This window comes from Streptomyces sp. NPDC046122 (assembly GCF_056429965.1).
In genome coordinates this window covers 1-25,598 of sequence record NZ_JBWKLQ010000019.1, presented here as the reverse complement: position 1 = coordinate 25,598, position 25,598 = coordinate 1, and the positions used below count along the sequence as shown (strand labels likewise).

Annotated in this window: 25 protein-coding genes, 1 tRNA gene and 1 pseudogene; 9 read left to right on the top strand and 18 right to left on the bottom strand. The window is 71.6% G+C overall.

Features of this window, described 5'->3' with window-relative positions:
- Nucleotides 1–65 precede the first annotated feature (65 nt).
- On the top strand, nt 66–650 hold the full coding sequence (locus AC07FK_RS31190; RefSeq protein WP_479108286.1) for an isochorismatase family protein: 585 nt from the start codon (nt 66–68) through the stop codon (nt 648–650).
- Between the two features lie 63 nt (nt 651–713).
- Here AC07FK_RS31190 and AC07FK_RS31185 read toward each other — a convergent pair whose 3' ends face one another.
- Both AC07FK_RS31185 and AC07FK_RS31180 read right to left on the bottom strand, forming a co-directional pair.
- Nucleotides 714–1,028 (bottom strand): hypothetical protein, encoded by a 315-nt coding sequence (locus AC07FK_RS31185; RefSeq protein WP_479108285.1) that lies wholly within the window; start codon nt 1,026–1,028, stop codon nt 714–716.
- Nucleotides 1,029–1,150: 122 nt separating this feature from the next.
- Entirely contained in the window at nt 1,151–3,508 is a 2,358-nt protein-coding gene (locus AC07FK_RS31180) for an immune inhibitor A domain-containing protein (RefSeq protein ID WP_479108341.1), read from the bottom strand.
- Nucleotides 3,509–3,937: 429 nt separating this feature from the next.
- Here AC07FK_RS31180 and AC07FK_RS31175 point away from each other — a divergent pair, with 429 nt between their 5' ends.
- A complete protein-coding gene (locus tag AC07FK_RS31175; protein ID WP_479108284.1) occupies nt 3,938–4,294 on the top strand; it encodes a hypothetical protein in 357 nt (118 codons plus the stop codon).
- Here the strand turns inward: AC07FK_RS31175 and AC07FK_RS31170 are convergent.
- Nucleotides 4,283–5,053: an RDD family protein gene (locus tag AC07FK_RS31170; RefSeq protein WP_479108283.1), complete on the bottom strand. Its 771-nt coding sequence runs from the start codon at nt 5,051–5,053 to the stop codon at nt 4,283–4,285. The genes AC07FK_RS31175 and AC07FK_RS31170 overlap by 12 nt on opposite strands.
- 70 nt (nt 5,054–5,123) lie before the next feature.
- The gene (locus AC07FK_RS31165) at nt 5,124–6,851 is read right to left on the bottom strand and encodes an RDD family protein (RefSeq protein WP_479108282.1); all 1,728 of its coding nucleotides are present in this window, start codon (nt 6,849–6,851) and stop codon (nt 5,124–5,126) included.
- 249 nt (nt 6,852–7,100) lie between these two features.
- Between AC07FK_RS31165 and AC07FK_RS31160 the strand changes: the two genes are divergently transcribed.
- Nucleotides 7,101–7,574, top strand: a complete 474-nt coding sequence (locus tag AC07FK_RS31160; RefSeq protein WP_479108281.1) for an SsgA family sporulation/cell division regulator — start codon at nt 7,101–7,103, stop codon at nt 7,572–7,574.
- Nucleotides 7,575–7,597: 23 nt separating this feature from the next.
- Here AC07FK_RS31160 and AC07FK_RS31155 read toward each other — a convergent pair whose 3' ends face one another.
- Nucleotides 7,598–8,965, bottom strand: coding sequence for an FAD-binding oxidoreductase (locus AC07FK_RS31155; RefSeq protein WP_479108280.1), 1,368 nt, complete (start codon nt 8,963–8,965; stop codon nt 7,598–7,600).
- Nucleotides 8,966–9,062: 97 nt separating this feature from the next.
- Here AC07FK_RS31155 and AC07FK_RS31150 point away from each other — a divergent pair, with 97 nt between their 5' ends.
- Nucleotides 9,063–10,454, top strand: a complete 1,392-nt coding sequence (locus AC07FK_RS31150) for a tetratricopeptide repeat protein (RefSeq protein WP_479108279.1) — start codon at nt 9,063–9,065, stop codon at nt 10,452–10,454.
- Nucleotides 10,455–10,549: 95 nt separating this feature from the next.
- Here the strand turns inward: AC07FK_RS31150 and nthA are convergent, their stop codons facing one another.
- From nthA to hppD, 8 genes are all read right to left on the bottom strand, one after another.
- Nucleotides 10,550–11,137 (bottom strand): nitrile hydratase subunit alpha, encoded by a 588-nt coding sequence (gene nthA / locus AC07FK_RS31145; RefSeq protein WP_479108278.1) that lies wholly within the window; start codon nt 11,135–11,137, stop codon nt 10,550–10,552.
- Nucleotides 11,134–11,415 carry an SH3-like domain-containing protein gene (locus tag AC07FK_RS31140; protein WP_479108277.1) on the bottom strand — a complete coding sequence of 94 codons (282 nt, stop codon included), beginning with the start codon at nt 11,413–11,415 and terminating at the stop codon, nt 11,134–11,136. The genes nthA and AC07FK_RS31140 overlap by 4 nt, the downstream gene beginning before the upstream one ends.
- Nucleotides 11,408–11,689: a hypothetical protein gene (locus AC07FK_RS31135; protein ID WP_479108276.1), complete on the bottom strand. Its 282-nt coding sequence runs from the start codon at nt 11,687–11,689 to the stop codon at nt 11,408–11,410. The genes AC07FK_RS31140 and AC07FK_RS31135 overlap by 8 nt, the downstream gene beginning before the upstream one ends.
- A gap of 10 nt (nt 11,690–11,699) precedes the next feature.
- Nucleotides 11,700–12,647, bottom strand: a complete 948-nt coding sequence (locus AC07FK_RS31130) for a phage baseplate protein (protein WP_479108275.1) — start codon at nt 12,645–12,647, stop codon at nt 11,700–11,702.
- Between the two features lie 89 nt (nt 12,648–12,736).
- Nucleotides 12,737–13,375 (bottom strand): hypothetical protein, encoded by a 639-nt coding sequence (locus AC07FK_RS31125; RefSeq protein WP_479108274.1) that lies wholly within the window; start codon nt 13,373–13,375, stop codon nt 12,737–12,739.
- 39 nt (nt 13,376–13,414) lie between these two features.
- The gene (locus tag AC07FK_RS31120) at nt 13,415–15,007 is read right to left on the bottom strand and encodes an alpha/beta hydrolase (RefSeq protein WP_479108273.1); all 1,593 of its coding nucleotides are present in this window, start codon (nt 15,005–15,007) and stop codon (nt 13,415–13,417) included.
- Nucleotides 15,008–15,032: 25 nt separating this feature from the next.
- Nucleotides 15,033–15,353, bottom strand: coding sequence for a hypothetical protein (locus AC07FK_RS31115; protein WP_479108272.1), 321 nt, complete (start codon nt 15,351–15,353; stop codon nt 15,033–15,035).
- A 138-nt stretch (nt 15,354–15,491) separates the two neighbouring features.
- Nucleotides 15,492–16,640 carry a 4-hydroxyphenylpyruvate dioxygenase gene (gene hppD / locus AC07FK_RS31110; RefSeq protein WP_386713253.1) on the bottom strand — a complete coding sequence of 383 codons (1,149 nt, stop codon included), beginning with the start codon at nt 16,638–16,640 and terminating at the stop codon, nt 15,492–15,494.
- Between the two features lie 143 nt (nt 16,641–16,783).
- Here hppD and AC07FK_RS31105 point away from each other — a divergent pair, with 143 nt between their 5' ends.
- From AC07FK_RS31105 to AC07FK_RS31090, 4 genes are all read left to right on the top strand, one after another.
- Nucleotides 16,784–17,269 carry an Lrp/AsnC family transcriptional regulator gene (locus AC07FK_RS31105; protein WP_479108271.1) on the top strand — a complete coding sequence of 162 codons (486 nt, stop codon included), beginning with the start codon at nt 16,784–16,786 and terminating at the stop codon, nt 17,267–17,269.
- A gap of 150 nt (nt 17,270–17,419) precedes the next feature.
- Nucleotides 17,420–18,028: an ArsR/SmtB family transcription factor gene (locus tag AC07FK_RS31100; protein ID WP_479108270.1), complete on the top strand. Its 609-nt coding sequence runs from the start codon at nt 17,420–17,422 to the stop codon at nt 18,026–18,028.
- A 16-nt stretch (nt 18,029–18,044) separates the two neighbouring features.
- Entirely contained in the window at nt 18,045–18,236 is a 192-nt protein-coding gene (locus AC07FK_RS31095; RefSeq protein ID WP_479108269.1) for a hypothetical protein, read from the top strand.
- Entirely contained in the window at nt 18,233–19,543 is a 1,311-nt protein-coding gene (locus tag AC07FK_RS31090; RefSeq protein WP_479108268.1) for an MFS transporter, read from the top strand. Before AC07FK_RS31095 ends, AC07FK_RS31090 begins: the two co-directional genes overlap by 4 nt.
- Here the strand turns inward: AC07FK_RS31090 and AC07FK_RS31085 are convergent.
- From AC07FK_RS31085 to AC07FK_RS31070, 4 genes are all read right to left on the bottom strand, one after another.
- Nucleotides 19,479–20,270, bottom strand: a complete 792-nt coding sequence (locus tag AC07FK_RS31085) for a S16 family serine protease (protein WP_479108267.1) — start codon at nt 20,268–20,270, stop codon at nt 19,479–19,481. The two genes, AC07FK_RS31090 and AC07FK_RS31085, sit on opposite strands and share 65 nt — an antisense overlap.
- Nucleotides 20,271–20,351: 81 nt before the next feature.
- Nucleotides 20,352–20,993, bottom strand: a complete 642-nt coding sequence (locus AC07FK_RS31080) for an IclR family transcriptional regulator (protein ID WP_479108266.1) — start codon at nt 20,991–20,993, stop codon at nt 20,352–20,354.
- Nucleotides 20,994–21,320: 327 nt separating this feature from the next.
- Nucleotides 21,321–23,102, bottom strand: coding sequence for a DEAD/DEAH box helicase (locus AC07FK_RS31075; RefSeq protein ID WP_479108340.1), 1,782 nt, complete (start codon nt 23,100–23,102; stop codon nt 21,321–21,323).
- 219 nt (nt 23,103–23,321) lie between these two features.
- Entirely contained in the window at nt 23,322–24,785 is a 1,464-nt protein-coding gene (locus AC07FK_RS31070) for an MFS transporter (protein WP_479108265.1), read from the bottom strand.
- 178 nt (nt 24,786–24,963) lie between these two features.
- Between AC07FK_RS31070 and AC07FK_RS31065 the strand changes: the two genes are divergently transcribed.
- Nucleotides 24,964–25,035 (top strand) — tRNA-Cys (locus AC07FK_RS31065).
- Nucleotides 25,036–25,512: 477 nt separating this feature from the next.
- Here the strand turns inward: AC07FK_RS31065 and AC07FK_RS31060 are convergent.
- Nucleotides 25,513–25,598: pseudogene (locus tag AC07FK_RS31060) on the bottom strand (IS5/IS1182 family transposase); the annotation flags it as partial.

Here is a 25,598-nt window from a genome sequence, read left to right as displayed (position 1 = left end):
AACCATCGCCCGCACAACAGCACACTCAACCCCCCGCCGCCGCACCCCCACCGAAGGGCCCCGCCATGCACCGCGCCTTGATCGTCGTGGACGTTCAGAACGACTTCTGCGAGGGTGGCAGCCTCGCGGTGGCGGGCGGCGCCGACGTCGCCGCCGCCATCACCGAGCTGATCGGGGCGGCCCCGGCCGGGTACCGCCACGTCGTGGCCACCCGCGACCACCACGTCGACCCCGGCGACCACTTCTCCGCCAACCCGGACTACGTCCACTCCTGGCCGGTGCACTGCGTCGCCGGTACGGAGGGTGTGGGCTTCCACCCGAACTTCGCGCCGGCGGTCGCCTCGGGCGCCGTCGCCGCGGTCTTCGACAAGGGCGCCCACGCGGCGGCGTACAGCGGCTTCGAGGGCGGCGACGAGAACGGCGCCGGGCTGGCCGACTGGCTGCGGGAGCGCGGGGTGACCGAGGTCGACGTGGTCGGCATCGCCACGGACCACTGCGTACGGGCGACGGCCCTGGACGCGGTCCGCGAGGGCTTCACCACGCACGTCCTGCTCGACCTGACGGCGGGCGTCTCCGAGGCGACGACGGAGCGGGCCCTGGAGGAGATGCGCGGGGCGGGCGTGGAGCTGTCGGGGAAGCCGGTGGTCTAGCCGGCCCGCCCCGCGGACCGGGCCGGCTGCCCCTCGGGGGCGCCCTCGCCCGCCCCGGCCGCCCTACGCCGGGCGTACGGGCCTGAGCAGCGCCCGTATGGGGTGCCAGAGCTCGACCGTCTCCTGCGGCGCCGTACGCCACAGCAGGCCGTCCGGGTGGTGCAGGACGGCGGTGATCTCGTCCGGCGTCGGCGGGTGGGCGTTGCCCCGCAGGTAGACGGCGCGCAGACCGTGGTTCCGCAGCCTGGTCAGGGCGCGGGCGCGATTGGCCGAGTGCACCAGGACGCGGACCTTGCGGCCCTCCGTCTCCGGGCTGGGCAGCGTGAGCGCCACCACCACGCTGCCGCCGGGCAGCCGTACGAAACCTCCACCGGACATGCCGATCAATCCCCCATAAGACGTCGTGTCAACAAGAGCTGGTCAAGAGGCATCTAAACGTGATCGGCCGCCGCCCGCTAGAGGGCGACGGCCGATCATGCTCTGACCTGCGATGTTACGAATTACTTGGTCGAGGGACCGACCTTCACGGTGATCGTCGAGCCGCTCTTGGGCTCACTGATGATCGAGATCCGGGTGTTGGTGTCAGGAACGTCCACCCCACCGGTCCCGTTCTCCTTGTACCAGTACGTCCCCTTGCGGTCGTCGAAGACCGGTACGCCCTTCTGCGACGCCAGCTTCTGCGGCACGTTGGCGTTGTGCAGCGTGAAGCCGTCGGTGCGGTACTTGCCGAAGGTCGCGTCGAAGGACTGGATCTTGTTCCGCAGCAGCTTGCCGTCCGCCCACTTCAGCGGCTTGGCGTGCGCGTCCACCGGAAGGATCAGACCCTTGCCCGGATGGGCGCTGGTGTTGTTGTCCTTCTGCGAGGTGTCCCACAGCCAGATCAGCAGGCCGTTCTGGTACGGGTAGTGCTCGACCCAGCTCGGCCGGGTGGGAGCGAACCCGAAGTTGTACGGGCCGACCTTGAGGGTCTTGTCGTACGACACGTACTGGCGGTTCTCGGCCAGGTAGTACTGCTCGTACTCCTTGGTGAAGGACTCGCCGACGCGGGTGAAGCCCTTGGCGGTCCAGCCGTTGTCGTCGCCCTCGGCGTTGTCCGTGAACACCGGCTTGCCGTCGGCGGTCAGCGTGATGGCGTCGGCCGTGAAGCCCTTGCCGCCCGCGCCGCCGTCCGTCTGGTAGCGGAACCGGAGCTCGAACTTCTTGCCGGCGTACGCGTCCAGCGGGAAGGCGAGCTTCTTGTACGCGCCGCCCACGCCCGTCAGGCCCGGCTTGTCGGCGGCGTCGCGCGGCAGCGCCTTGCCGTCGGCGGTGCCGTCCACGGCGGTCCACGTCTTGCCCGCGTCGGTCGAGACCTCGGCGTACAGCCAGTCGTAGTTCGCCTCGATGTCCCACCAGCCCTGCAGCGACAGCTCGGCCTTGGCCTTGCCGGTCAGGTCGACCGACCGGGTCAGGGTGTTCTTGAGGTCGTCGCCCATGTCGCTCCACCACTGCTTGGAGCCCTCGGCGGGCTTCACGACAGAGGTGGTGACGGCCTTCTTCGGCAGCTCGACGACGAGCGCCTGCGGGTTCTTGGTGTTGTACGCCGAGACGCCCAGCTTGTGCTTCGACTTCGTCGCGGCCTTGGCCTTGTCGTAGTCGAGCCAGCCCAGCTGGAACTTGTCCCAGGCGGTCATGTCGCCGGGCAGGTCGCCGATCTCGGTCTTGCCCTTGCCGAGCCAGGAACCGGCCGACATCAGCGACCAGAAGCCGACGCCGTTCTCGCCCTTGCCCGAGGTGTCGTACAGGTCGGGCAGGCCGAGGTCGTGGCCGTACTCGTGGGCGAAGACGCCGAGGCCGCCGTTCTCCGGCTGCATGGTGTAGTCGCCGACCCAGATGCCGGTCTTGCCGATCTCGGTGCCGCCGGCCGGGTTGTTCGCCGGGCCGGTCTTGCCGGCGTTCGTGCCGTACGCGTACCAGCGGTGCGCCCACAGGGCGTTCTCGCCCTGCGCGCCGCCGCCCGCCGACTCGTCCTCGCCCGCGTGGACGATCTGGAAGTGGTCGATGTAGCCGTCGGACTCGTTGAAGTTGCCGTCGGCGTCGAAGTCGTAGCGGTCCCACTGGTCGTAACCGGCGAGCTGCGCCTTGATCTCGGCGTCCGTCCTGCCCTTGACCTTCTGGTCGGCGGCCCAGGCGCTCACACCGTCGCGGACGGTGTCCCACACGTTGGCGCAGTTGCTGTCGCCGCAGTAGTTGGAGCCGTAACGGGCCTCGTTGTAGTCGACCTTGACCCAGTCGGAGACCTCGCCGTCGACCGAGTAGCGGCCGGAGGAGGTCTTCTCGTAGTACGTCTTGAGGGAGTCCTTGCCCTTGCCCTCGCCGAAGTACAGCTCCTGGAAGTGCTTCTGGTCGTAGTCCTTCTGCCAGGCCGTCGAGTTGTCCTCGGAACGGTCCGGCTCGGCTATCTCGTTGTGCGCGGGGCCGGGCTCGCCGCCGTACTTCTTGACGGGCGGCTCGGGGCCGTCGCCGTCCGGGTCGAACATGGTCGTGTCGTCGACCTTGTCGCCGAACTCCACGAGGATCGTGAAGATCTTGTCGGTCTTCTCGCGCCCCAGCTCGACGTACTTCTTGTCGTCCAGCTTGACGACCTTGGAGGCGCCGCGCTTCTGGACGGTGGCGTCCCCGGCGATGACCTGCTCCAGCGCCGCCTTGCGCTCCAGCTCCTGCTGCTTGCTGAACGGTCCTTCGAGGTCGTGCTCGACATGGCCCTTGGCGGGCGCCGGGTCACGGCGCTCGATCCCGGCACTGTCCGCCGTGCCCGCAGGCTTCTCGTCAGCCTGGGCGGTGGCGAAAGCAGAGGCCGTCGCGGCGGTCGCGGCCATGGCGACGACTACGGCGGCGGCTCTGATCCGCCCTCGGTTGGTGGTCACTTGATGATGTCCTCCCCCGCGGGCCGCGTCAGCACGGAAGAGGGTGAGGGGTATTCCGGGCGCGGCGCGCGTCTCAAGTGACGACATTCGACCGGAGTTGGGGAAGAAAAGACAGATCTTGACTTGGACAGCTCAAGTGCACTATGCAGGTGTCCAGATCCGGATACCGGACGTTATGGATTCGTTGCGATCCGGCCTCAGGGCGCGTCGATCCCATTCCTTGGGACGCGAAATGACTCCGTGCGCCCCCGATGCACCGGCACCGTGGGTTAGGTCACGCTTACTGCCGGTTCCGTGCGGGCACTCACCGTCGTAGAGTCGCCCGAAGTGCGACCCGGTTGAGACAGACCCCCTACCGCTGCTCCGAGGACGGAAAACGCCATGCCGCGTCCGACTGCCGCACAGTTCGCATACGGTTCAGCCACCGTCGTCTTCTCGGCCCTCGTCCTGCTGCTGCTGTCCGGCACGGCCTCGGTCGCCGGCGTGGTCGTCATCGTCCTCGCGGCGCTGGCCCTCGGCCTGCTGGTCTCGCTCAGGGTGCCTACGGCGAAGGCGGCGCGCACGGTTCGCGGTGCGAACGATGCGGCCGCCTCCGGGACGGTCACCGGCTCCGCCGAGCCCGCCGGATCCACGGACCAGCACGCCGCCGGGGCGCGGGTGCCCGGCCCCCGCTCCGTCTCCGCGCGGTCCTCACGCGCCCACTCGGCGGTCGGCGGGCACTCCTCGCTACGCGGTTGACACCACCACCGTCTTGGCCGCCTTGTCGTGCAGACCCTGCCTGTAGGGCTTGTCGACCAGGATCATCACCAGGTTGATGAGCCACCACAGGCAGAAGCAGCAGATCAGGGCCGGCACCCACAGGACGATGGCGCGCAGCAGCGACGCGTTCGTCTGCGGCACCATGCCGTTGTTGAGCATCGCCACGCGCATGTTCATCAGCCGCTTGCCGACGGTCCGGCCGTCCTTCGCCGTCAGGTAGGTGTCGTAGCCGACGTAGACGACCATCGTGACGAGCTGCCAGATCAGCGACTTGCCGTCGGACATGGTGGTGACTTCGTCCCAGTCGTCGCTGTTGTAGCTGTCGAACATGCCGAGCAGCCAGCCGATGAGCGCCAGCGGCACGCCCACGATGAGCACGTCGACGACACGGGCCGCGATGCGCTTGCCGGTGGGGGCGAGTGGCGGCATTCCGGCGAGCGGATCGGCGGCGCCGCCGCTGTAGGGCGGGGGCGGGGTGCCGTACGGGGTGCCGCCGTAGGGGGAGTCACCGTACGGCGATCCGCCGCCGGGACCCGGACCACCCGGACCACCCGGGCCTCCCGGGCCCCCTTCTCCGCCTGCCCCGCCTGTGCCGTACGGGCCCCCCGTGTCGTACGGGCCGCCGCCGGACGGGGGCGGTGGCGGGGGCGGCGTCGACGGCGGCTGGTCCGGCGGGGGCTTCTTGCGGAACGGGTCGTCATCGGACGGCTGGCCGGGCGGCGGCTGGTCGGTGCTCATAACGGCAGTCGACCGCGCCCGCCCGCCGCCCGCATCCGGTCGGGTGCCGTTCGGGGGACCTGGCTGCCCGTCAGTCCCCCGCGACGAACGTGCGGGCCGCCTTGTCGTGCCAGCACTGGCGCCACGGGCGGTCGAAGAGGCACCACGCGGCGTTGACGATCCCGATCGCCAGCACGCCGAGCACGCCGTACACGAGCCAGCGGCGCAGCGCGGCGCCGAACGTCGGCGGCTCGTGCGCCTCGATGTCCCGTACGTGCATGCGGCACAGCTTCTTGCCGAGCGTACGGCCCCACTTGACGGTGGGCAGCACCTCGTACAGCACTCCGGCGAGGAGGTACGCGCCGAGGACGATGCCGAGGTAGCCGGCGGTCGTTCCGTCGAGCAGCCACACGGTCACGGTCTCGCCGGAGAGCTTCGCCGCCTGGATCTTGTCGTCGATGTGGGCGAGCGCCGCCGACACGAGCGGTACGGCGACCGCGGCGACGGCGCCGCCGAGGACGACGGTGTCGATCAGCCGTGCCGTCAGCCGCTTGGCGAGCCCGGCGGGCCGGGCCGCGGCCTGGGCCTGGGCGGCCTGCAGGAACGGGTCGCTGACCGGTGGCTTCCACGGCACGACGGGCGGCGCGCCCGCCTCGTCCTGGTCCGGCTGCGCCAGCTGGTGCACCTGCTGCGCCCAGGAGGCGGCCCCGCCGCCTGCCCCCGCCGAGACGGGAGCGACGCCCGCGCCGCCCTGGCCTGCGACGGGCCCCTGGCCGCCCGCCTGCCCCGCCGCACCGACCGGTCCGGGAGCCTGGCCCTGCGCGGGGGCGTGCCCCTGGCCGGGGGCCTGGAACTGGCCGGGAGCACGCCCCGGACCGGAGGACTGCGCCTGGCCCGGGACGTTGCCCTGGGCGGGGGCCTGCCCCGCCGGCTCGCGGCCCTGGGCGGGCGGCTGCGTGCGGTTCTGGTCCGGGAGTTGGGGGCGGCCGGCACCCGGAGTCATGGTCCTGATGGCCATCGTGCCGTCGGCCTGGGCCGTGCGCGCAGACTCCGCCCCACCCCGGCGCAGGGCGCGGATGGTGACCGTGCCGTCGTCGGGAGGCGACGCCCGGCCGGGCTTGCGGACGCCGGGCAGCGCACCCCCGCTGGGGTCGTCCCCGGCCCCGCGCGGGTCGCGCTCGCCGGCACCCGGCGCCACGCCGGGCGCCGCGTCCGGGGCGGCTTCCGGGGCGGCTTCCGGCGCGGCGGCGCCCGTACGCCGGAAGTCGACTCCGCCGGCCCCGCGGCGCTGGTTCCCCCCTGTGCGCCGGGGGTCCGCCGACCCGCCGGTAGCGGAACCCGGCGTACCGCCGGGAGTGCCGGAAGCGGGGGCGGACGCCGCGCCGGAGGCCGGCGTACCGCCGTGACCGGGGGCGGACGCGGCGCCGGAGGCGGACGGCCCGGTGGCGTCGGCGGCCGGGGAGCCCCAGGAGACGCGGCGGTCGAGGTCGCCGCCGAAGCCGGTCTGACGGGACGTGTCCGCCTGCCAGGCCGACGCCGGTTCCGGGGTGCTGCCGTGCAGGTGCGCGCCCTCGGGTTCCTCGTCGAAGAAGAGGGGACCGGTCTCCTCGACGGAGGGAACGGGGGCCGGGGCAGGGGCGGGCGCGGCCGCGCCCGCCGGTGCGGCAGGCACCCCCTCGCCGTCCGCCGGGGCAGGGCGACTGGTTCCGGGCACCCATGAGGCCCCGTTCCAGAACCGGACGTAGCCGGGGATGGACGGGTCGGGATAGTAGCCAGGAGTGGGGCTGCTGTCGCCGCTGGCCGGGGTGGGGGCGCTCATCACCGTGTCCCGTATCTAGTCGATGGCCTCGTTATCGAGGTCCACATCTATCAGACCGCCGCGACGCGCCGGGCCTCTCCCAAGGTAAGCACTTCTTTCCGGGCATCCCCAGTGCCTGTTCGTGGTATCCCCGCCCCATCCCCCGCATCTCCCCGACGAATTGCCCGAAGTCGCGTAATGAACGCGCCCGAACCCCCTCTCTGGGGGTGAGGCCCGCGCGAAGGGCCGCCCGGCCGGAGAGGAAACGTCATGCACACCGTGGTGGAACGCGAACTCGAACTCAACCTGGTGCTCTCGCCCGAGCGCAGTGTCCCCGTGCCGGCCCTGCTGGCCTACCGCACGGACGACCCGTACGCCGTGCACATCACCTTCCACGTCGGCTCGGACGCCCCGGTCACCTGGACCTTCGCCCGCGAACTGCTGGTCGAGGGCGTCTTCCGGCCGTGCGGCCACGGTGACGTGCGGGTCTGGCCCACCAAGATCGACTCGCGCGGCGTGGTCTGCGTGGCACTGACGTCGCCCGACGGGGACGCCCTCCTGGAGGCCCCGTCGCCGTTGGTGTCCGCCTGGCTGGAGCGGACGCTGGTGGTGGTCCCGCCGGGGACGGAGTCCGCGCGGCTCGGCATGGACGAGGCGCTGGCCCGGCTGCTGGCCCCGACCCCGGACGACCTGTGGCTGCGCGCCCCCTGGCCGTCCGACGAGTCCGCCGAGGGCGAGGTGTGAGGCGGCACGCCCCCGCACGGGCCTCAGAGGACCTTGCCCGGATTGAGCAGGCCGAGCGGGTCGAAGGCCGCCTTCACCGCGCGCTGCAACTCCAGTCCCACCGGCCCCAGTTCCCGTGCGAGCCATTCCCTCTTCAGTACGCCGACTCCGTGCTCGCCGGTGATCGTGCCGCCGAGCTCGAGGCCGAGCGCCATGATCTCGTCGAAGGACTCGCGGGCGCGCCTCGACTCGTCCTCGTCCAGGTGGTCGAAGCACACCACCGGGTGCGTGTTGCCGTCGCCGGCGTGCGCGCAGACGCCGATGACGAGGTCGTACTTCTCCGCGATGACGGCGGTGCCCTCCAGCATCGCGCCGAGCTTCGACCGCGGCACGCACACGTCGTCGATCATCGTCGCGGACTTCACCGCCTCCAGCGCCGTCAGGGACAACCGCCTTGCGTGCAACAGAAGTTCGGACTCGGCGACGTCGTCGGCGGGGACCACCGCGGCGGCGCCGGCGGCGGTGCACAGTTCACCGACGGCGGCCAGGTCGGCGGCCGGGTCCGGGGTGTCGAAGGCGGCGAGCAGGAGCGCCTCGGTGGACTCGGGAAGGCCCATGCCGGCCATCTTGTTCACGGCGCGCAGGGTCGTACGGTCCATGAGCTCCAGCAGCGAGGGGGCGTGGCCGCGCGCCATGATCTCGCACACCGCGTCGCAGGCGGCCGCCGCCGACGGGAACTCGGCGGCGAGGACGAGTTGGCGCGGCGGGGCGGGCTTGAGCGCGAGCACCGCCCCGACCACGATTCCGAGCGTGCCCTCGGCGCCGACGAACAGCCTGGTGAGGTCGTACCCGGCGACACCCTTGGCCGTGCGCCGCCCGGTGCGCAGGAGTCGGCCGTCGGCCAGTACGACGTCCAGGCCCAGCACGTACTCGGCGGTCACGCCGTACTTCACGCAGCACAGGCCGCCCGCGGCGGTGCCGATGTTGCCGCCGATGGTGCACATCTCCCAACTCGACGGGTCCGGCGGGTAGTACAGCCCCTGTTCGGCGACCGCCCGCGACAGCACGGCGTTGATCACGCCGGGCTCGACCACGGCGATCCGGTCGACCGCGCTGATCTCCAGGATCCGGTCCATCCGCACCAGGGACAGCACGACGCAGCCGTCGGTGGCGTTCGCCGCGCCCGAGAGCCCCGTGCGCGCGCCCTGCGGCACCACCGGCACGCGCAGCGCGGTCGCGGTGCGCATGACGTGCTGGACCTGCTCGACCGTGCGGGGCAGGGCGACGACGGCCGGGACTCCCGCCGCGCAGAACCCTGCCATGTCGTGGGCGTACGAGGCCGTGATGTCCGGATCGGTGATCAACGCCTCTGCCGGGAGGCCCGCGCGCAGCCGTTCGAGAAGATCGTCCATGGTCCCAGCGTGTCACTCGGGGCCATCGGTGTGAACCCGTCGCCGATCCGCTTCGCGACCGGCGACCCGCTCGGAGCACTGGCGCACAGTGAGCGGCATGGAGACCGAACAGCAGGCGAAGCGGCGGTGGCCCCGCGCGGTGCTCGCGGGCGTGGCGGTGCTGGTCGTCGCGGGGGTCCTCACCGCGGAGTGGCTGAACGGACGCCCGGCGCCGGCGCCCGGCCCCGTCGGGCGTGCGATGGCCGCGGTGGAGGCCGTGGGGGCCGGGGTGCCCGCGTCTCCCGCCGACCTGACCGCGCTCATCGGCGAACGCGAGTCCTGGCTGCGCGCGCACCCGGACGACGAGCGCTCCTGGTCCGTGCTCGGCTCGGCGTACCTGGAGCGGGGCCGCTGGACGGCCGACGCCGCCGACTTCCCCCGGGCGGAGATGGCGCTGCGCCACTCGCTGTCCGTACGGCCGCAGGCGAACCCGGACGCCCTCGTCGGTCTCGCCGCGCTCGCGCACGCCCGTGGCGACCACCGCGCCGCGAAGAAGTGGGCCGAGGCGGTGCGCGAGCGGTCACCGAGGCGCTGGACGGTGTACCCGGTCCTGATCGGCGCGTACACGCGGCTCGGCGAGCAGGCGGCGGCCACCCGGGCGGTGGAGAAGCTGGAGGCGCTGCGCCCCGGCGCGGCGACGCGGCGGCTGGCGGCGGAGGTCTACCGCAGCCGGGGCTGGCGGGAGGACGCGGCGGCGACCCTGGCCGACGCGACGGCGCTCGCGGGCTCGCCCGCGGAGAGGGTGACGGGCCTGCACGGCATGGGTGAGCTGGCGTGGGAGCGCGGCGAGCCGGAGGAGGCCCTGCGCCACTACGAGGCGGCCCTGCGCACCGACCCCGGCTACGGCAGGGCCCGGGCGGGACGCGCCCGCGTGATGGCGGCGCTGGGCCGGCCGGCCGACGCGGAGGTCGACTACCGCGCGGCGCTCGCCGACGTGCCCCTGCCGGAGTTCCACCTGGAGTACGGCGAGCTGCTGGAGTCCCTGGGGCGCGCGGGCGAGGCGAAGGAGCAGTACGCGCTCGTGCGCGAAGCGGTGTCGCTCAACCGCGAGCGCGGCGGCGCGCGCGACGAGGTGATCCTCGGGCGGCTCGACGCGGACCACGGCGATCCGGCGGCGGCGGTGCGGCGGCTGCGGGCGGAGTGGCGGCGCCATCCGAACGCGTACGTCGCGGACGGGCTGGCGTGGGCCCTGCACCGCCGGGGCGGCGCGAAGAACGGCGCCGAGGCACTGAAGTACGCCCGCAAGGCCACGGAACAGGGCCTGCGCGACGCGCAGTTCTTCTACCATCTGGCCGAGATCGAGCGGGGCGTGCGCAAGTACGGCGCGGCACGGCGCCACGTCGAGGAGGCGCTGCGGATCAACCCGGCGTTCTCGCCGCTCCTGGCGCCGAAGGCCCGCGAAACCCTCCACGCCCTGGGCGAGCCCGCGCACCGGGGCCCCCGCCGGTGAGCGAAGGCCCCGCGCACCGGGCCCGTGACGCGGCCTCCGACGCCCGGGGAGGCCCCCGGCCCGCGGACCGGCTCGCGGCCGGGACGCCGCACCGGCTACAGCGCCGCCGTGCCGATCAGGGCGTTGCGGGTGACCAGGGCGGCCAGGGCCGGTTCGTCCAGGCCCTCCGTGCCCGCGGGCCGGCGCGGCAGGACCATGTATCGGGTCTCCGACGTGGAGTCCCACACCGTCACGGCGACGTCCTGCGCCAGTGTCAGGCCGAACTCCGCCAGCACCGCCCGGGGCTCCCGCACCACCCGGGACCGGTACGCCTCGCTCTTGTACCAGCTGGGCGACGGCCCGAGCAGCCGGACCGGGTAGCAGGAACAGAGCGTGCAGACCACCACGTTGTGCGTGCCGGCCGTGTTCTCGACGACCCGCAGCCGCTGCGGCTGCACGCCCCCCGCCGAGAGCCCCAGCTCCGCGACGGCCGCGGTCCCGTCGGCCAGCAGTCGCTCCCGGAACCCCGCGTCGGTCCAGGCCCGGGCGACGACGCGCGCGCCCCCGGCCGGCGAGGCGCCCCTGAGGAACGCGTCGACGGCCTCGTCGACCGCCGCGCCGGTGACGATGCCGCGCTCCTCCAGCAGCGTCTCCAGCCGCCGGACCCGGCGGGAGATCAGCGCGTCGGAATGGGCTGCGCTCACAGTTCGTCGTCCTCCAGATAGCTTTCGAACAGGTCCAGGACCACGTGATGCTCACCCTCGCCCCACAGGTCCCGCGCCGCGAACCGCACGGCGTACACCTGTTCCACGGGGCAGTCCGTGCGCCCTTGAGCCCGTACGTCGGCGAGCGGCGCGTGCCCCTCCGCCTCGACGACCGTGCCGCGCTTGCCCCGGGCGTACCGGGGCAGCCGGGTGTGGTGCGGCGGGTCGTGGTCGACGGTGCGGACGCGCGCGCCCGGTGCGTAACGGTCGTCAGTCATCGAGCTCGCCCGCCGCGACGACGCCCTTGCGCTCCAGCAGCGTGCGGATCGCGAAGAGCCACCGCTCGTAGTAGGAGGCCGCGAGGTACTCCGCGGGCGGCATCGACTCGACGGCGTCGCGGAACTCGTCGAGGTTGTAGACCTTCTGGGCGATGAGGGCGCCGTTCAGGGCGAAGACGCGGGCCTCCCAGTCGGCGTGGAAGGGCGCTGTGTCGTCGGTGGTGTCGACGGGCCCGAAGCCCTGCATGCCGCCCACGTCGTTCATCCTGGCCATGCACGGCAGCCTATGCGGATCCCCCGTGCTGCTTGTAGTAGATCGAGTACCTGCGCGCGCCCGCTTCTCCCGACGCGAAGCCCATGCACAGCCGCGGCTTGCCGGCGCGCCGCACGGCGAGACCTTCCGGCTCCCGGTAGTCGAGGGAGTAACCGGCCTTGGTACGGGTGCGCTGGACCATGTCGCCGGTGCGGACGTCGATGCAGGAGACGTACGTGTTGCCCCGGCCGGAGCGCGGATTGCCGGTCCCGTACGGCTCCCCGGCGAGCTGGTAGAGGTAGTTGCCGTACAGCGCGAAGCCCTGGAAGTCGATGTCCGGGTCGGGGTGCGCGGGGGCCTGCGGAAAGTCGTGCAGGGGCTTGGAGAAGTCGCCGGCGACGGCGTGGGCGAGCGAGAAGACGCGGTAGCGGATCTCGCCGTCGAGGCGGTGGCGGACGGCGATCCGCTTGCGGCTCATGTCGACGGACGGCTGGTTCGCGGTGGAGCCGGCGACCGGGTAGCGGGTGGACTCGGCCGAACTGCGGCGCACCGTGCGGTCCACGAACCGGAAGCGCGTGATGCCGCGCCCGAACGCCCCGCTCTGCGCGGTCCGCCCGTCCGACTCGGTCCAGATCCAGGCCGCACCGGAGGCGTCGCGCTCGACGCCCATGCCGACGCCGTGCCCGTGCCCCAGCAGGAACATGCGACCCAGCCGGGCGCCCTTGAGGTCGAGCCGGTTCAGGCACATGTCGCCGCGCTGCCGCCGCTCCGTGCCGCTGTACGCGCGGGACTCGCCCGGGAGTCTGATGCCCCCCTGCATGACCTGGAGGACGTACAGGCGCTGCCGGGATTCGTCGAAGGCGAAGGACTGCAGAACGGTGGTGTGCGCGAGCTGCCTCTTCCAGTGCCATCTTCTGGACGGCACCGCCAAGTCGATGCGCTCGTCACTCGTACTCGCACTGACGCTAGTCATGGCCATGACTCACGGTAGCGAGCATCGGCCCCACAGGGCAGGGGCGCGCGACCCCGCGCACGCAGCACAAGCAGCCCCTCGCGCCACGCCCGTACTCAGCCGAAGTCACCGGCTCCCGTGGGGCGCTGGATCGCGGGCCGTTTCTGAGCCGGAGCCTGAGCGGCAATCGGCACAGACTCGCGCTGCGGGCGCGGAAGCGGGGCGGACACCACTTCCTGCTCCGTTTCCGGCGGAAGGAAGCAGGGGGTGGTGACGCTGAGGATCATCCGGTCGTACGGGGGTTTCATCGCACCGACCGACACGAAGAAGTTGGTGTCACCGCCCTTCGCGTACAGCAGGATGTGCCGCCAGTCGCCCTCGCGGTAGCTGGTGACCTTGTACCCCTCGGCCTTCAGCCTCTTCTTCAGCTTGCCGAGCGCGGTGTTGTACTGCGGGCGGGGCAGCGGAGCCTGAGCCGTGTAGTCCAGGTCGAACCGCCCGTCGTTGGCGGTTTCGTTGTTCTTGCCGATGCAGTCCCGGAATCGCTTGTCGACCGACTTGGCATCGACCTCGGACCCGATCTCCTCGGCCAGCAGATCAATCAGGGCCCGGACCTCGTACTCGGCCTTCTGCTGGCTCTTCACGGGGAGCGGAGCGTTCTTGCCGTTGTCGGTCATGCATCCTCCAGTAGCGAGCAGCGCCAGGAGTGTCAGTCCGGGCAGGACGGTACGGCGGCGCTTCATGTGTATGGGCATGTTCAGCAGGCTCCCGGCCGGGGCGAGTACCCGGGCACGCTAGTCGTTCTCCCGGTGCTGACCCTCGCTGGGCGGCTGCCCCACGATGATCCTTCCCTGATTGCGGAGGCTTTCGCTGCCCTCGTCCCAGTAACCGCTGTGGCCTTCGGTGTCGACGTCGAACACCCGGCCCCCGAACTCCTCCTGCGCCGGGTTCTCCCCGAGCGTAAGGTCGGAGAATTCCTCGGTGACCGGGTCGTCCTCCGCGTACCCGGCCCACACATGGTCGGCGTCCATGTTGAGGTCCGACGCGTGGTCGACCGTCATACCCGGGCTTCCGACGACCACGACGTCGTCCGCGCCGAGGCCCCCGCCGCCCGACGCCGCCGCGCCCACCATCGTCGAACCGTAGCTGTGCCCGAGCACCGTCATATGGGTGGGCTCGCCCTGGTGGGACTCGCGCAGCCCGTGGGTGAAGCCGCGCAGATCCTGGGCACCGTCCTCGGCACGCCCGGTGGTCACCACACTGCCGTCGGCTTCGGGGGCGTCGTAACCGAGCCAGGCAACGACGGAAGTGCTGGCAGCGGGATCGGCCTTCATAGCCGCTCCCTGGAGGCGGCCGGCACGGTTGATCTGGTCGTCGATGTTCGTCAGGTCGTTGCCGGTCCCCGGCACCTGGATTGCCGTGTTGTCGGCGGTGTCCGGGTTGCCCCGGGCCACCAGCGCCCGGCCGTCGCCCTTCTCGGCGTCGATGCCCAGCACGTAGAGCTCGTCGCTCGGGCGGGTGGCGCCGTCCGCCTTGTCGAGTTCGTCCTGGAGCTTGAGCAGGCCCGAGTACTGGCGGTCGTCGTGGATGCCCAGTTGGCCGGCCTGCTCCTTCTCGCGGTAGGCGCCCAGCGAGAGCTCGATGGACTTGCGGTTGGCCTCGTCGCGGTCCGCCGAAGGGATGCCGTCGAGCCACCCGACCTTCTGCGGGTAGGCGTCCATGTACATCTGCCGCTGCTCGGGGGTGAGGCTCTTCCACCAGGCGGCGTTCTTCTTGGGGTCCTTGTCGCTCGGGATGTCCTTCTCGTCGATCCCGTACGAGCCGGCCACCAGCTTCGCGTCGTCCTGGGCGCTCTTGGAGCCGTACACCTTGTCGAGGTCGAAGGTGTCGATCTGATGGAGCAGCGCCTTGCCCTCGTTCGAGGCGGCTTCGGCGTCGGCGACCGCCTGTTCGATACGGGCCCGGTACTCGCCGAGCGGACCGCTGCGCCCCTGCCGGGACTGCTGGTAGTCGGGGTCGTGCCGCTCCGCCGAGGACATGTTGTCGTCGGTGGGGTCCGAGACCCAGCCGTCGTCGTCGACGGCGTACCGGTCGGCCTCGGCCTCTCGGACCGCCTTGCGCAGATTCTGCTGCGCGAGCTGCATCTTCTCGTGCGTGCCCTTGAGGACCGTGGCGATGGAACCGGCCTGCGACTGGGAGTTGCCGAGCTTGCGCTCGTTGTCCTCCATCATCATGAAGCCGTACGTGGCGTCGGTGCCCTCCCAGCCGGACGCGTGCAGCGGCCCGGTGACCTGGCGCCGGTGCTGGACCTGGGCGGCCTCCAGCTTCTCGGCCAGGGCCCGCCAGGAGTCAGCAGCCGCTTCGAGGTCGGAGAAGTCCTGCTTCATGAGAACGCTGAACCGGGCGGCCACGTCACACCGCCGCGAAGGAACGGGCGGTCAGGTCCTCGTTGAACTCGTGGCCGTCGGCGGTGCGCCGCAGCCGCTCGGCCTCGCTGTCGCCACCCTCGCCGCCGATGCTCTTGCGCAGATCGTTCAGGGCCGTGCCCCAGTCGTTCGCCACGCGTTCAAGTTCGGCGGCTATCGACCACTTGTTCATGGAGACGGACGCCGACCTGGCGTCGGTCTCGGCCTTCCGCACCGGCGCGCGCAGGCCGTTGCCCACCGCGTCGGCGGCGCCGGCGGAGGCCCGCAGCTCCGACGGCTCGACATTTATGCTTCCGCTCCCCGGCATCGCGGCTCCCCCGTGACTCGTGCGAGCGGCCAGAGTACCGGGGAGATCATCGGAGCCCGACAGGGGCATCCACCAGGCCCGGAAGGCGGTGACGGATGCCCCGAATGCCGTGTCGTGGCGGCCGGGTGGCGGTTTCCGCTAGAGGTTGCCGCGCTTCTCCTGCTCGCGCTCGATCGCCTCGAAGAGCGCCTTGAAGTTGCCCTTGCCGAAGCCCATCGAACCGTGGCGCTCGATCATCTCGAAGAAGACGGTCGGACGGTCCTGGACCGGCTTGGTGAAGATCTGGAGCAGGTAGCCGTCCTCGTCACGGTCGACGAGGATCTTCAGCTCGCGCAGCGTCTCGACGGGGACGCGGGTCTCGCCGGCCCACTCGCCGAGGGTGTCGTAGTACGAGTCGGGGGTGTCGAGGAACCGGACGCCATTCGCCCGCATGCTGCGCACGGTGGCGACGATGTCGTTCGTGGCGAGCGCGATGTGCTGGACGCCGGCGCCGCCGTAGAACTCCAGGTACTCGTCGATCTGCGACTTCTTCTTCGCGATCGCGGGCTCGTTGATCGGGAACTTCACCTTCAGGGTGCCGTCCGCGACGACCTTCGACATGAGGGCGGAGTACTCGGTGGCGATGTCGTCGCCCACGAACTCCTTCATGTTGGTGAAGCCCATGACCTTGTTGTAGAAGGCGACCCACTCGTTCATCTTGCCGAGCTCGACGTTGCCGACGCAGTGGTCGATCGCCTGGAAGGTGCGCTTGGCCGGCGGCTCGACCATCGGGTCGGCGGCGACGAAGCCGGGGAGGTACGGGCCGTCGTAACCGGAGCGGTCGACCAGGGTGTGCCGGGTCTTGCCGTACGTCGCGATCGCGGCCAGCACGACGACGCCGTGCTCGTCCTTGACCTCGTGCGGCTCCTCGATGCCGCGCGCCCCGTGCTCCACGGCGTAGGCGTACGCCGCACGGGCGTCCGGGACCTCGATGGCCAGGTCGACGACGCCGTCGCCGTGCTCGGCGACGTGGTCGGCCAGGAAGCGGCCCCGGTCGGTGGAGGGCTTGATGACGGACGTGAGGACGAAGCGCGCGGCGCCGTTGGTCAGTACGTAACTGGCCGTCTCGCGGCTGCCGTTCTCCGGTCCGGAGTAGGCGACGAGCTTCATGCCGAAGGCGGTCGAGTAGTAGTGCGCGGCCTGCTTGGCGTTGCCGACGGCGAAGACGACCGCGTCCATTCCCTTGACCGGGAAGGGGTCGGCCTCGCGCGCGGTGCTGGGGGTGGTGTGCTGCGTGGTCTCAGTCATGGCGGCAGAGTCTCTCCGTATCGCAAGCTGCGCAATAGTTCGTTGAAACGCTGGGCAATCTGACCAGCGGAACGCCAGAATGGAGGGGCGATCTGTACAGGATGACCAGGGTCATCGCGAGGTTCGGGAAGCAGGCGGCGCCCATGTCCACCGACGGTATCGACGAACTCGACGGCCGGCTCATCGTGCTGCTCGCACGCGAGCCGCGCATCGGCGTCCTGGAGGCTTCGCGCCGCCTCGGCGTGGCGCGCGGGACGGTCCAGGCACGGATGGACCGGCTTCAGTCCAAAGGGGTGATCCGCGGCTTCGGACCGGACGTCGATCCGGCCGCCCTCGGCTACCCGGTGACGGCGTTCGCGACACTGGAGATCAAACAGGGCCAGGGGGCGGACGTACGGGCGCACCTGGCGACGGTCCCCGAGGTGCTGGAACTGCACACCACCACCGGGCACGGCGACATGCTCTGCCGCCTGGTCGCCCGCTCGAACGCCGATCTGCAGCGGGTGATCGACCGGGTCGTCGGGTTCGAGGGCATCGTGCGGGCGTCCACGGCGATCGTCATGGAGAACCCGGTGCCCCTGCGGATCATCCCGCTGGTGGAACAGGCCGCGGCGGACGGGACGGGCTGACGCGCGGGACGGGCGGCACGGGCATCACCAGCGTCACCGGGATCACCGGGATCGCCACACCACCGACATCGCAGACATCGCCGAGGCATGCAAAGAAAAGCTTGCAATGGAGTGCTTGCAAAGCTGTCTTTGCAAGCCTAGGGTCGGAGCATGCCCACCGAGCCCGAGCCCGAGCCCGCCCCGCACCCCGACCCCGAGGCGGCCAAGTCCCGCGTCCTGGACGCCCGTTCCCTGCGCGGCCTCGCCCACCCCCTGCGCATCCAGCTCCTGAAGTCCCTCCGGCACGACGGTCCCGCCACCGCCTCCCAACTCGGCGAGCGCCTCGGCGAATCCAGTGGCGCCACCAGCTACCACCTGCGCCAGCTCGCCGCCCACGGGTTCGTCGAGGACGACCCCGAGCGCGGCAAGGGCCGCGAGCGGTGGTGGAAGGCGGCCCAGGAAGGGACCACCTTCAGCAGGGAGCTGCACCGCAGCCCCGATCCCGCCGTACGCGGAGCCGCCGACCTCTTCCTGCACGAGATCGCGAACATCCACACCCAGGAGCTCGGCACCTGGCTCGCCACCTCGCGCGAATGGCCCGAGGAATGGGCCGCCAGCTCCGACATGAGCGACTTCACGCTCCAGCTCACCCCTGAGCAGCTGAGGGAGCTGAACGAGAAGATCCACGAGCTCATCGTCGGCTACCACGGGCTGTCCGACGAGGGATCAGCCCAAGTCCGCCTGCACACACACTCGTTCCCCCGCCGCTCCACGGACTGAGAGGAACCCACCCGTCATGCACCCCGACACCCACCTGCGCCTCCACCACCAGCGCGCCGCCGAACTGCACGCGCAGGCCGCCGAGTACAGCCGTGGTCCCCGCCCCGCACCCCGCCGCGTCCTGCGCGCCCGCCTCGGCTGGACCATGGTCGAGCTGGGCCTGCGCCTCGCCCAGCACCCTCCCGCCCGGTCGGCCCGTATCGCATGACCGCCCCGGGGGGACGAAAACCGTTCGCGTCCGTACTGGCCGCCCACACCATCTCCACAGCCGGCACCTCACTCACGATGATCGGCGTCCCGTGGTTCGTGCTCGACACCACGGGCAGCGCGGGGCGCGCAGGCGTCGTCGCCTTCTGCGCGACGCTGCCGGTCGTCGTCGCCGCGCTCGTCGGCGGCCCGCTGATCGACCGGATCGGCCGCCGCCGGGTCTCCGTCGCCTCCGACCTGGTGTGCGGGCTCGCCGTCGGCACGATCCCGCTGCTGCACTGGGCCGGGGTGCTGGAGTTCTGGATGCTCTGCGCCCTGATGGCACTGGGCGGCCTCGCCCACACGCCCGGCATGACCGCCCGTTACGTCCTGGTCCCCGACCTCGCCGCCCACGCCGGCACCACCCTCGCCCGCGCCGCCAGCCTCTTCGAGGGCGTCTCGCGCGGGGCCCGCATGATCGGCGCCGCCCTCGCGGGCGTACTGATCGCGGTGCTCGGAGCGGAGGCGGTGCTGCTGCTCGACGCGGCCACGTTCGCCGTGTCGGCGCTGTTGGTCGCGGGCGGAGTACGCGGCGTACGGGCGGCCGAGCCGCAGAAGGCGGCGGCGCCGGTGTCGTTCGCGACCTACCGCGCGGAACTGCGCGAGGGGTACGTCTTCCTGCTGCGCCACCGTCTCCTGCTCGCCGTCGTCCTGATGGTGATGCTCACCAACGGTCTCGACCAGGGCTGGAGTTCGGTCCTCCTGCCCGTCCACGCCAAGGACAACCTGGGGGGCGCGACCGACCTCGGCCTGCTCGCCGCCGTCTTCGGCGGGTCCGCGCTGCTCGGCGCCCTGCTCTACGGCGCGGTCGGCGAGCGCTTCCCTCGCCGGGCCGTCTTCACCGTCGCGTTCCTGATCTGCGGGCTGCCGCGCTTCGTCGTCGCCGCGCTGGCGGACGGGACGCTGGCGCTGGCCGTCACGATGGCGGCGGGCGGCCTGGCCGCCGGGATGCTCAACCCCATCCTGACGACGGTGACGTACGAGCGCGTTCCCCAGGAGCTGCGCAGCCGCGTCGGCGGCGTGTCCACGGCCGGCTGCGAGCTGACGATGCCGCTGGGCGGTCTCGCGGCGGGGCTGCTCGTCGAGGAGGCGGGGCTCGTCACGGCGCTGCTGGTGATGGGCGGAGCGTACTTCCTGGCGACGCTGAGCCCGGCGCTCTTCCCGTCCTGGCGGGCGATGGACACCGTACCGGCCGCCGCGTCGGTCAGCAGCTCGGAACCTTCGCGCCCTTCGTCCCCAGGGCGTCCAGAGCCCGCACCGCGTCCTTGAGGGTGGTCACCGGCACCAGCCGCAGCCCGTCGGGCAGCTCGGCCTGAGCCTGCCCGCACTCGTCCTCCGGTACGAGGAAGACCGTCGCCCCGTCGCGCCGGGCCGCCTGCGTCTTGAGCGGTACGCCGCCGACGGGGCCCACCTCGCCGTCCGAGGTGATCGTGCCCGTACCGGCGATGGTGCGGCCGTCGGTGAGGTCGCCGCCCGCGCCGTCGCCGTCGAGCTTGTTCACGATGCCCAGCGAGAAGAGGAGGCCGGCGCTGGGGCCGCCGATGTCGGCGAGGTTGAGGTCGACCTCCACCTGGTCGGGGCTCTTGCCGAGGTAACCGAGCGCCGCGTCTACGGCGGTCTCCTGCGACTGTTCCATCTCGGCGACGTTGTGCTTCTCGATCTCGGCGTCGGTGCCGCCGGTCGGGTAGACCGCCTCCTTGGGCAGGACGGCCCGGTCGGTGCGGAACCAGGCGTCGACGACCTGCCCCAGGTCGACGTCGACCGACGGCCCGGTCGCCACGATCGTCGTCATCCGCAGCTGCCCGGTGGTCTTGCGGACCGGCGCCCCGGTGATGGTGATCACCGGCTTGCCCTTGTCGTCACCCAGGACGTTCGCGGTACTGCCGGGCTGTGCCAGGACGTACGGCAGCGGCGCGAAGACGGCCACGGCGAACAGCGCGAGCACGGGGGCCGCGCACAGGGCGAGGACACGGGGGCGGGAGAGGCGTGTGAGCACGCCCCCAATCTAGTGGGCGCCCGCACTTTCCCCCCCGTGCGCCTCCCGCACCGCTTCGCGGGCCGGCCGCCGGGCCCTGCCTCACCGCAGGGCGTCGGCGACCTCCCGGGCCGCGTCGACCACACGCGGTCCGACGCGCTCGGGCACGGAGTCGGCGAGCATGACGACGCCGACGCTGCCCTCGAGACCGGTGATGCCGACCAGCGGAGCCGCGGCGCCGCTGGCGCCCGCCTCCAGCTCGCCGTGGGTGAGGGTGAAACCGTCAGCCGCGAGGGCGCCCTGGCGGGCGGCCAGAATGGCCTTGCCGGCCGCACCCCGGTCGAGGGGGTGGCGGAACCCGGTGCGGTACGCCACGTGGTAGTCGGTCCACGTCGGTTCGACGACCGCGACCGCGAGCGCCTCCGTGCCGTCGACCAGCGTCAGGTGTGCCGTGGCGCCTATGTCCTCGGCGAGCGAGCGCAGCGCGGGCAGGGCGGCCTCCCGTACGAGCGGGTGGACCTGCCGGCCCAGGCGCAGGACGCCGAGGCCGACGCGGGCACGTCCGCCCAGGTCACGGCGTACGAGCGCGTGCTGCTCCAGGGTGGCGAGCAGCCGGTAGACGACGGTGCGGTTCACACCGAGCTTGTTGGACAGCTCGGTGACGGTCAGACCGTGGTCCGTGTCGGAAAGCAGTTTGAGGACACGAAGTCCCCGGTCGAGCGTCTGGGAGGTTTCCGCGGTCACGACGCCCACTCCTCTGTGGTGAGTGCGGCGGCTCTCTCACGCTGTGCGTCGCCGGTCCCATCGGCGTCGCGCGCAGAGGCCGCCGGCAGGCCATGGCACCGGCTGCGCTCCGGGGCGGCTCTGCCACGGGGCGTATGCGTTGCGGGAAAGGTAGCGATCGACTCCGCTCAGCGGAAGACCTCGTCCAGAATCCGGGCGCGCCTGCGGAGTTGATCCACATTCGGCCCCGAATCGGGACGGGCGTGGATCTGGAGGTTCCGCCTCCACGCGGAAGCGGGGCCCGGAGACGATCCTCCAGGCCCCGCTCGCACTTCTCCCGTACGGAATTCACCGCATCCGGGTGGCCCACTCCTGGACCTTCTTGATCCGCTCCTGGAGCTGCCCGGCCGTGGCCTCGGCGCTCGGCGGGCCGCCGCAGACGCGCCGCAGCTCGGTGTGGATCACGCCGTGCGGCTTGCCGGTCTGGTGGACGTACGCCCCGACCATGGTGTTGAGCGACTTGCGCAGTTCCAGCAGCTGCTTGTGCGTGACCACGGGCCGCGACTCGGCGGGCTTCTCCAGCAGATCCGCCTCGGCGGCCGGTTTCTGGCGGCTGTGCGCGATCTGCCGGGTCTGGCGCTTCTGGAGCAGGAGCTGCACCTGGTCGGGCTCGAGCAGACCCGGGATGCCGAGGTAGTCCTGCTCCTCCTCGCTGCCCGGGTGGGCCTGCATGCCGAATTCCGCGCCGTCGTAGAGCACGCGGTCGAAGACGGCGTCGGATTCGAGGGCCTCGAAGGGCAGCTGGTCCTCGGTCTCCTCGTCCTCCAGCTTCTCCGCGTCGGCGAGGAGCTTGTCCTCCTCCGCGAAGGGATTCTCCTCGTCGCTGCCCTTCTTGGGCTTGTCGAGGACGTGGTCCCGCTCGACCTCCATCTCGTTGGCGAACTCGAGGAGCATCGGAATCGTGGGAACGAACACCGACGCGGTCTCGCCGCGTCTGCGCGATCGCACGAAGCGCCCGACGGCCTGGGCGAAGAACAGCGGCGTGGAGATGGTCGTGGCGTACACGCCGACGGCGAGCCTCGGCACGTCGACGCCCTCGGACACCATGCGGACCGCGACCATCCACCGGGAGTCGTCCGCGCTGAACTGGTCGATCTTCTTCGAGGCGGCCTTCTCGTCGGACAGGACGACGGTCGGCCGGTCGCCGGTGATCTTCTTGAGGATCTTGGCGTACTCGCGGGCGGTGTCCTGGTCCGAGGCGATGACGAGCCCGCCGGCGTCCGGGATTCCCTTTCGCACCTCGGTCAGCCGGGTGTCGGCGGCCGCGAGCACGTTGGGGATCCACTCCCCCGTCGGCGCGAGCGCCGTGCGCCACGCCTGGCCGATGGCGTCCTTGGTCATCGGCTCGCCGAGCCGGGCGGCGATCTCGTCACCGGCCTTGGTGCGCCAGCGCATGTTGCCGCTGTAGGAGAGGAATATGACCGGCCGCACGACGCCGTCGGCCAGGGCGTTCCCGTAGCCGTAGGTGTAGTCGGCGGAGGACCGCCGGATCCCGTCGTTCCCCTCCTCGTACGCGACGAAGGGGATGGGGTTGGTGTCGGACCGGAACGGCGTACCGGTCAGGGCCAGGCGCCGGGTCGCCGGGTCGAACGCCTCCTGGCACGCCTCGCCCCAGGACTTGGAGTCGCCGGCGTGGTGGATCTCGTCGAGGATGACCAGCGTCTTGCGCTGCTCGCACCGGTTGCGGTGGAGCATCGGGCGCACGCCGACACCGGCGTAGGTGACGGCGACCCCGTGGTACTCCTTGCTGAGCGGTCCGGCGCTGTAGTCCGGGTCGAGCTTGATGCCTATGCGGGCCGCCGCCTCGGCCCACTGCTTCTTGAGGTGCTCGGTCGGCGCGACGACGGTGATCTGCTGCACGACGTGGTGGTGCAGCAGCCACGAGGCGAGCGTCAGCGCGAACGTCGTCTTGCCGGCGCCGGGCGTCGCGACGGCGAGGAAGTCGCGCGGCTGTTCCTGGATGTACTTCTCCAGCGCCCCCTGCTGCCAGGCACGCAGCTTGTTGGCGGTGCCCCAGGGGGCGCGGCCGGGGAAGGCGGGTGAGAGGTGGTGGGAGGCGGTAGTAGTCACGGTCTCCGGTGGAATCCTCGGGGCCGCGCGCAGCGCGTCGGACAGGGCGGCGGCGGGCGGCGGGTGGGCTCTCTGGGTCACAGGGGTACGTAAGACAACCGGGCCACCCTACCGGTGGCCCGGTCGCGATCCGGCTGAACGCTCCCGGGCCACCCCCTGGTGGGACCCACCTCACACCCCGGCACGCGGGCCTGCGCGCGGGCCGGCCCGCGCCGTGTCTCAGGCGTCGCGCACGCTCAGCCGCGTGGCCACCCAGGCCCCCACCAGCGCCACCCCGGCCATGGGCAGGAACACCGCCGCGAAGGCCGCCGGGTGGGACCCGGACGCCCCGGGGGCAGCTACGGTGTGGCCCACCGCACCCCCGCCCAGCGCCGCGAAGACCGCGCCGCCGACGGCCAGCAGCATGACGTTGGACAGCCCGTCCGAGATCTGCAGGGCGGCGGAGTTCGATCCGGCCTCGTGCGGGGCCGACAGCTTGAGCAGCAGCACGCTCGTCGAGGCGATGACCAGACCCATGCCGAAGCAGCCGACGCCCCAGGCGACCGCGACCACCCACACCGGCACGGCGGCGATCAGGACGCTGGGCGCGGCCGCGATGGCCGCCGCTACCAGCGCCATCCCGGCGGGCACCAGCCGCTCGCGGTACGGCTCCACGCGCGGCCGGGACTGTACGTACGAACCCAGCGCCCACGTCGCCCCGCCGGCCGCGAGCGAGAACCCGGCCAGCGTCGGCGACAGCCCGCGCTGGGTGACCAGCATCAGCGGTACGAAGGACTCGGCGGCGACGAACGCCCCCGCCGCGATCCCGCGCAGCAGCACCACCGACGGCAGCCCGCGCGCCGCGACGTACGTGCCGCGCGGCAGCAGCCCGAGCACGGCCGGCACCAGCAGCGCACCGCCCACGGCCGCCGGGAGCAGCGATAGCCACCGCAGGTCCTGGCCCGCGTACTGGAGCAGGCCCGCGCCCAGCGAGATGCCGAGCGCGAGGCGGATGCGGCGGCGGTCGAAGGCCGGGACGGGGGCGTCCGGGTCGGTGGGGCCCGCCGCCGTGCGGCGTATCGCGGGCAGGGCGATGGCGAGCGGGAAGACGACCAGGACGGGGATGCCGACGAACACCCACCGCCAGCCGAGGTGCTCGGTGACCGTCCCGGACACGAGCGGGCCGACGACGGACGGCACCACCCAGCTCGCGGCGAAGGCGGCCAGGATCGCGGGCTGGAGCCGGGAGGGGTACGCGCGGCTGACGACGACGTACAGCGCGACGATCACCAGTCCGCCGCCGAGTCCCTGGACCGCCCGGCCGAGGATGAACAGCCACATCGCGTCCGCGGTGCCGGAGAGCAGCAGCCCGGCCCCGAAGGCGCTGATGCCGGCGGCGAGCGGGGCGAGGGGACCGCGGCGGTCGGCCCACTGCCCGGACAGGACCATGGCGAAGAGGCTGGTGGTGAAGTACGAGGAGAAGGCGAACGCGTAGAGCGAGACGCCGTTCAGCTCGCGCGCCGCGACCGGCATCGCCGTACCGACGGCGGTCGCCTCGAACGCGATGAGCAGCACCACGGCGATGATGCCGATGCTGAGCGCGCGATGGGCTCGGCCGAGGACGCCGCTCCGCTCCGCGGGATCGCCGGGTATCTCGTCGGCTTCGGGCGCGACCTCGGCGTCGCGTGGCTCCAGGGCGGTCATTGGCCCAGAGTAAGGGGCATACCGGCTCTTGAACCCTGTCTTCGGTCCACCGTGCGGTCGGCCTTTGGTCGTACGACCGCAGGCGGCCTGTGAACGCGGTGTGGCAGTCGCGTTGCGGCGCGGACGGATCCCTTGATGAGCCGTCCCGGGCCGCCCTACGGTCGTGACATCAGCACACGGCCGTGTGCCCGAGTGGTTCAGGGACTCGCCTGCAAAGCGAGTTACGCGGGTTCGATTCCCGCCACGGCCTCCCTCGCCTGACCAGGCAAGACATAGGGCGGCACCCTTTTCGGGGCGCCGCCCTATGCCCTTTCCGTCTCAGTTCCCGTCTCAGTTGGCCAAAAGATCTAGGCGCCAAGTATCGAGACGAAGGTTTGAAGGGACGGGCCTTTTCCAGCTCACGGGGATGGCTACCGACCACTCAACAAGCCAGTAGGCAACCTCCCTGCACACACCTATTTGCGACCCTGCGCAGAGCGGTATGCCTCACGAAGCTCCGGCCCCCTGCCCACCAACGTGCCAACCACGCCAGGAGCGTGCTCCTCAATCTGGCCGGGCAGTCGGCTGAGCCACCCGGGAACCTCTTTCCCGCAATCCTCAGCAATCTCGACGCCCGCTTTGATCATTTCGCCGACCAATGCAGCTCCCGCTACCCATGCGAGCTTCACGAAGAGCACATGCATGTCCCGCCTCCTAGGCCGTTCATTGATGCAAGTAGTGAGCGTTTTCAGTGTTGCCGCTCCAGGGTGAGGACGGCTTTGGTGATGACGGTCATGCGGTTCGGGCTGATGCGGGATCTGCGGAAGATCTGCC

Bases quoted from the DNA above. Each gene is read 5' to 3' on its own strand.
- AC07FK_RS31120 (WP_479108273.1), bottom strand. From the start codon at position 15,007: ATGAAGCAGGACTTCTCCGACCTCGAAGCGGCTGCTGACTCCTGGCGG.
- AC07FK_RS31175 (WP_479108284.1), top strand. From the start codon at position 3,938: ATGCCGCGTCCGACTGCCGCACAGTTCGCATACGGTTCAGCCACCGTC.
- AC07FK_RS31155 (WP_479108280.1), bottom strand. From the start codon at position 8,965: ATGGACGATCTTCTCGAACGGCTGCGCGCGGGCCTCCCGGCAGAGGCG.
- AC07FK_RS31150 (WP_479108279.1), top strand. From the start codon at position 9,063: ATGGAGACCGAACAGCAGGCGAAGCGGCGGTGGCCCCGCGCGGTGCTC.
- AC07FK_RS31105 (WP_479108271.1), top strand. From the start codon at position 16,784: ATGTCCACCGACGGTATCGACGAACTCGACGGCCGGCTCATCGTGCTG.
- AC07FK_RS31190 (WP_479108286.1), top strand. From the start codon at position 66: ATGCACCGCGCCTTGATCGTCGTGGACGTTCAGAACGACTTCTGCGAG.
- AC07FK_RS31160 (WP_479108281.1), top strand. From the start codon at position 7,101: ATGCACACCGTGGTGGAACGCGAACTCGAACTCAACCTGGTGCTCTCG.
- AC07FK_RS31165 (WP_479108282.1), bottom strand. From the start codon at position 6,851: ATGAGCGCCCCCACCCCGGCCAGCGGCGACAGCAGCCCCACTCCTGGC.
- AC07FK_RS31095 (WP_479108269.1), top strand. From the start codon at position 18,045: ATGCACCCCGACACCCACCTGCGCCTCCACCACCAGCGCGCCGCCGAA.
- AC07FK_RS31090 (WP_479108268.1), top strand. From the start codon at position 18,233: ATGACCGCCCCGGGGGGACGAAAACCGTTCGCGTCCGTACTGGCCGCC.
- AC07FK_RS31170 (WP_479108283.1), bottom strand. From the start codon at position 5,053: ATGAGCACCGACCAGCCGCCGCCCGGCCAGCCGTCCGATGACGACCCG.
- AC07FK_RS31100 (WP_479108270.1), top strand. From the start codon at position 17,420: ATGCCCACCGAGCCCGAGCCCGAGCCCGCCCCGCACCCCGACCCCGAG.
- AC07FK_RS31185 (WP_479108285.1), bottom strand. From the start codon at position 1,028: ATGTCCGGTGGAGGTTTCGTACGGCTGCCCGGCGGCAGCGTGGTGGTG.
- AC07FK_RS31180 (WP_479108341.1), bottom strand. From the start codon at position 3,508: ATGGCCGCGACCGCCGCGACGGCCTCTGCTTTCGCCACCGCCCAGGCT.
- AC07FK_RS31115 (WP_479108272.1), bottom strand. From the start codon at position 15,353: ATGCCGGGGAGCGGAAGCATAAATGTCGAGCCGTCGGAGCTGCGGGCC.
- AC07FK_RS31070 (WP_479108265.1), bottom strand. From the start codon at position 24,785: ATGACCGCCCTGGAGCCACGCGACGCCGAGGTCGCGCCCGAAGCCGAC.
- AC07FK_RS31130 (WP_479108275.1), bottom strand. From the start codon at position 12,647: ATGGCCATGACTAGCGTCAGTGCGAGTACGAGTGACGAGCGCATCGAC.
- AC07FK_RS31140 (WP_479108277.1), bottom strand. From the start codon at position 11,415: ATGACTGACGACCGTTACGCACCGGGCGCGCGCGTCCGCACCGTCGAC.
- hppD (WP_386713253.1), bottom strand. From the start codon at position 16,640: ATGACTGAGACCACGCAGCACACCACCCCCAGCACCGCGCGCGAGGCC.
- AC07FK_RS31135 (WP_479108276.1), bottom strand. From the start codon at position 11,689: ATGGCCAGGATGAACGACGTGGGCGGCATGCAGGGCTTCGGGCCCGTC.
- AC07FK_RS31125 (WP_479108274.1), bottom strand. From the start codon at position 13,375: ATGCCCATACACATGAAGCGCCGCCGTACCGTCCTGCCCGGACTGACA.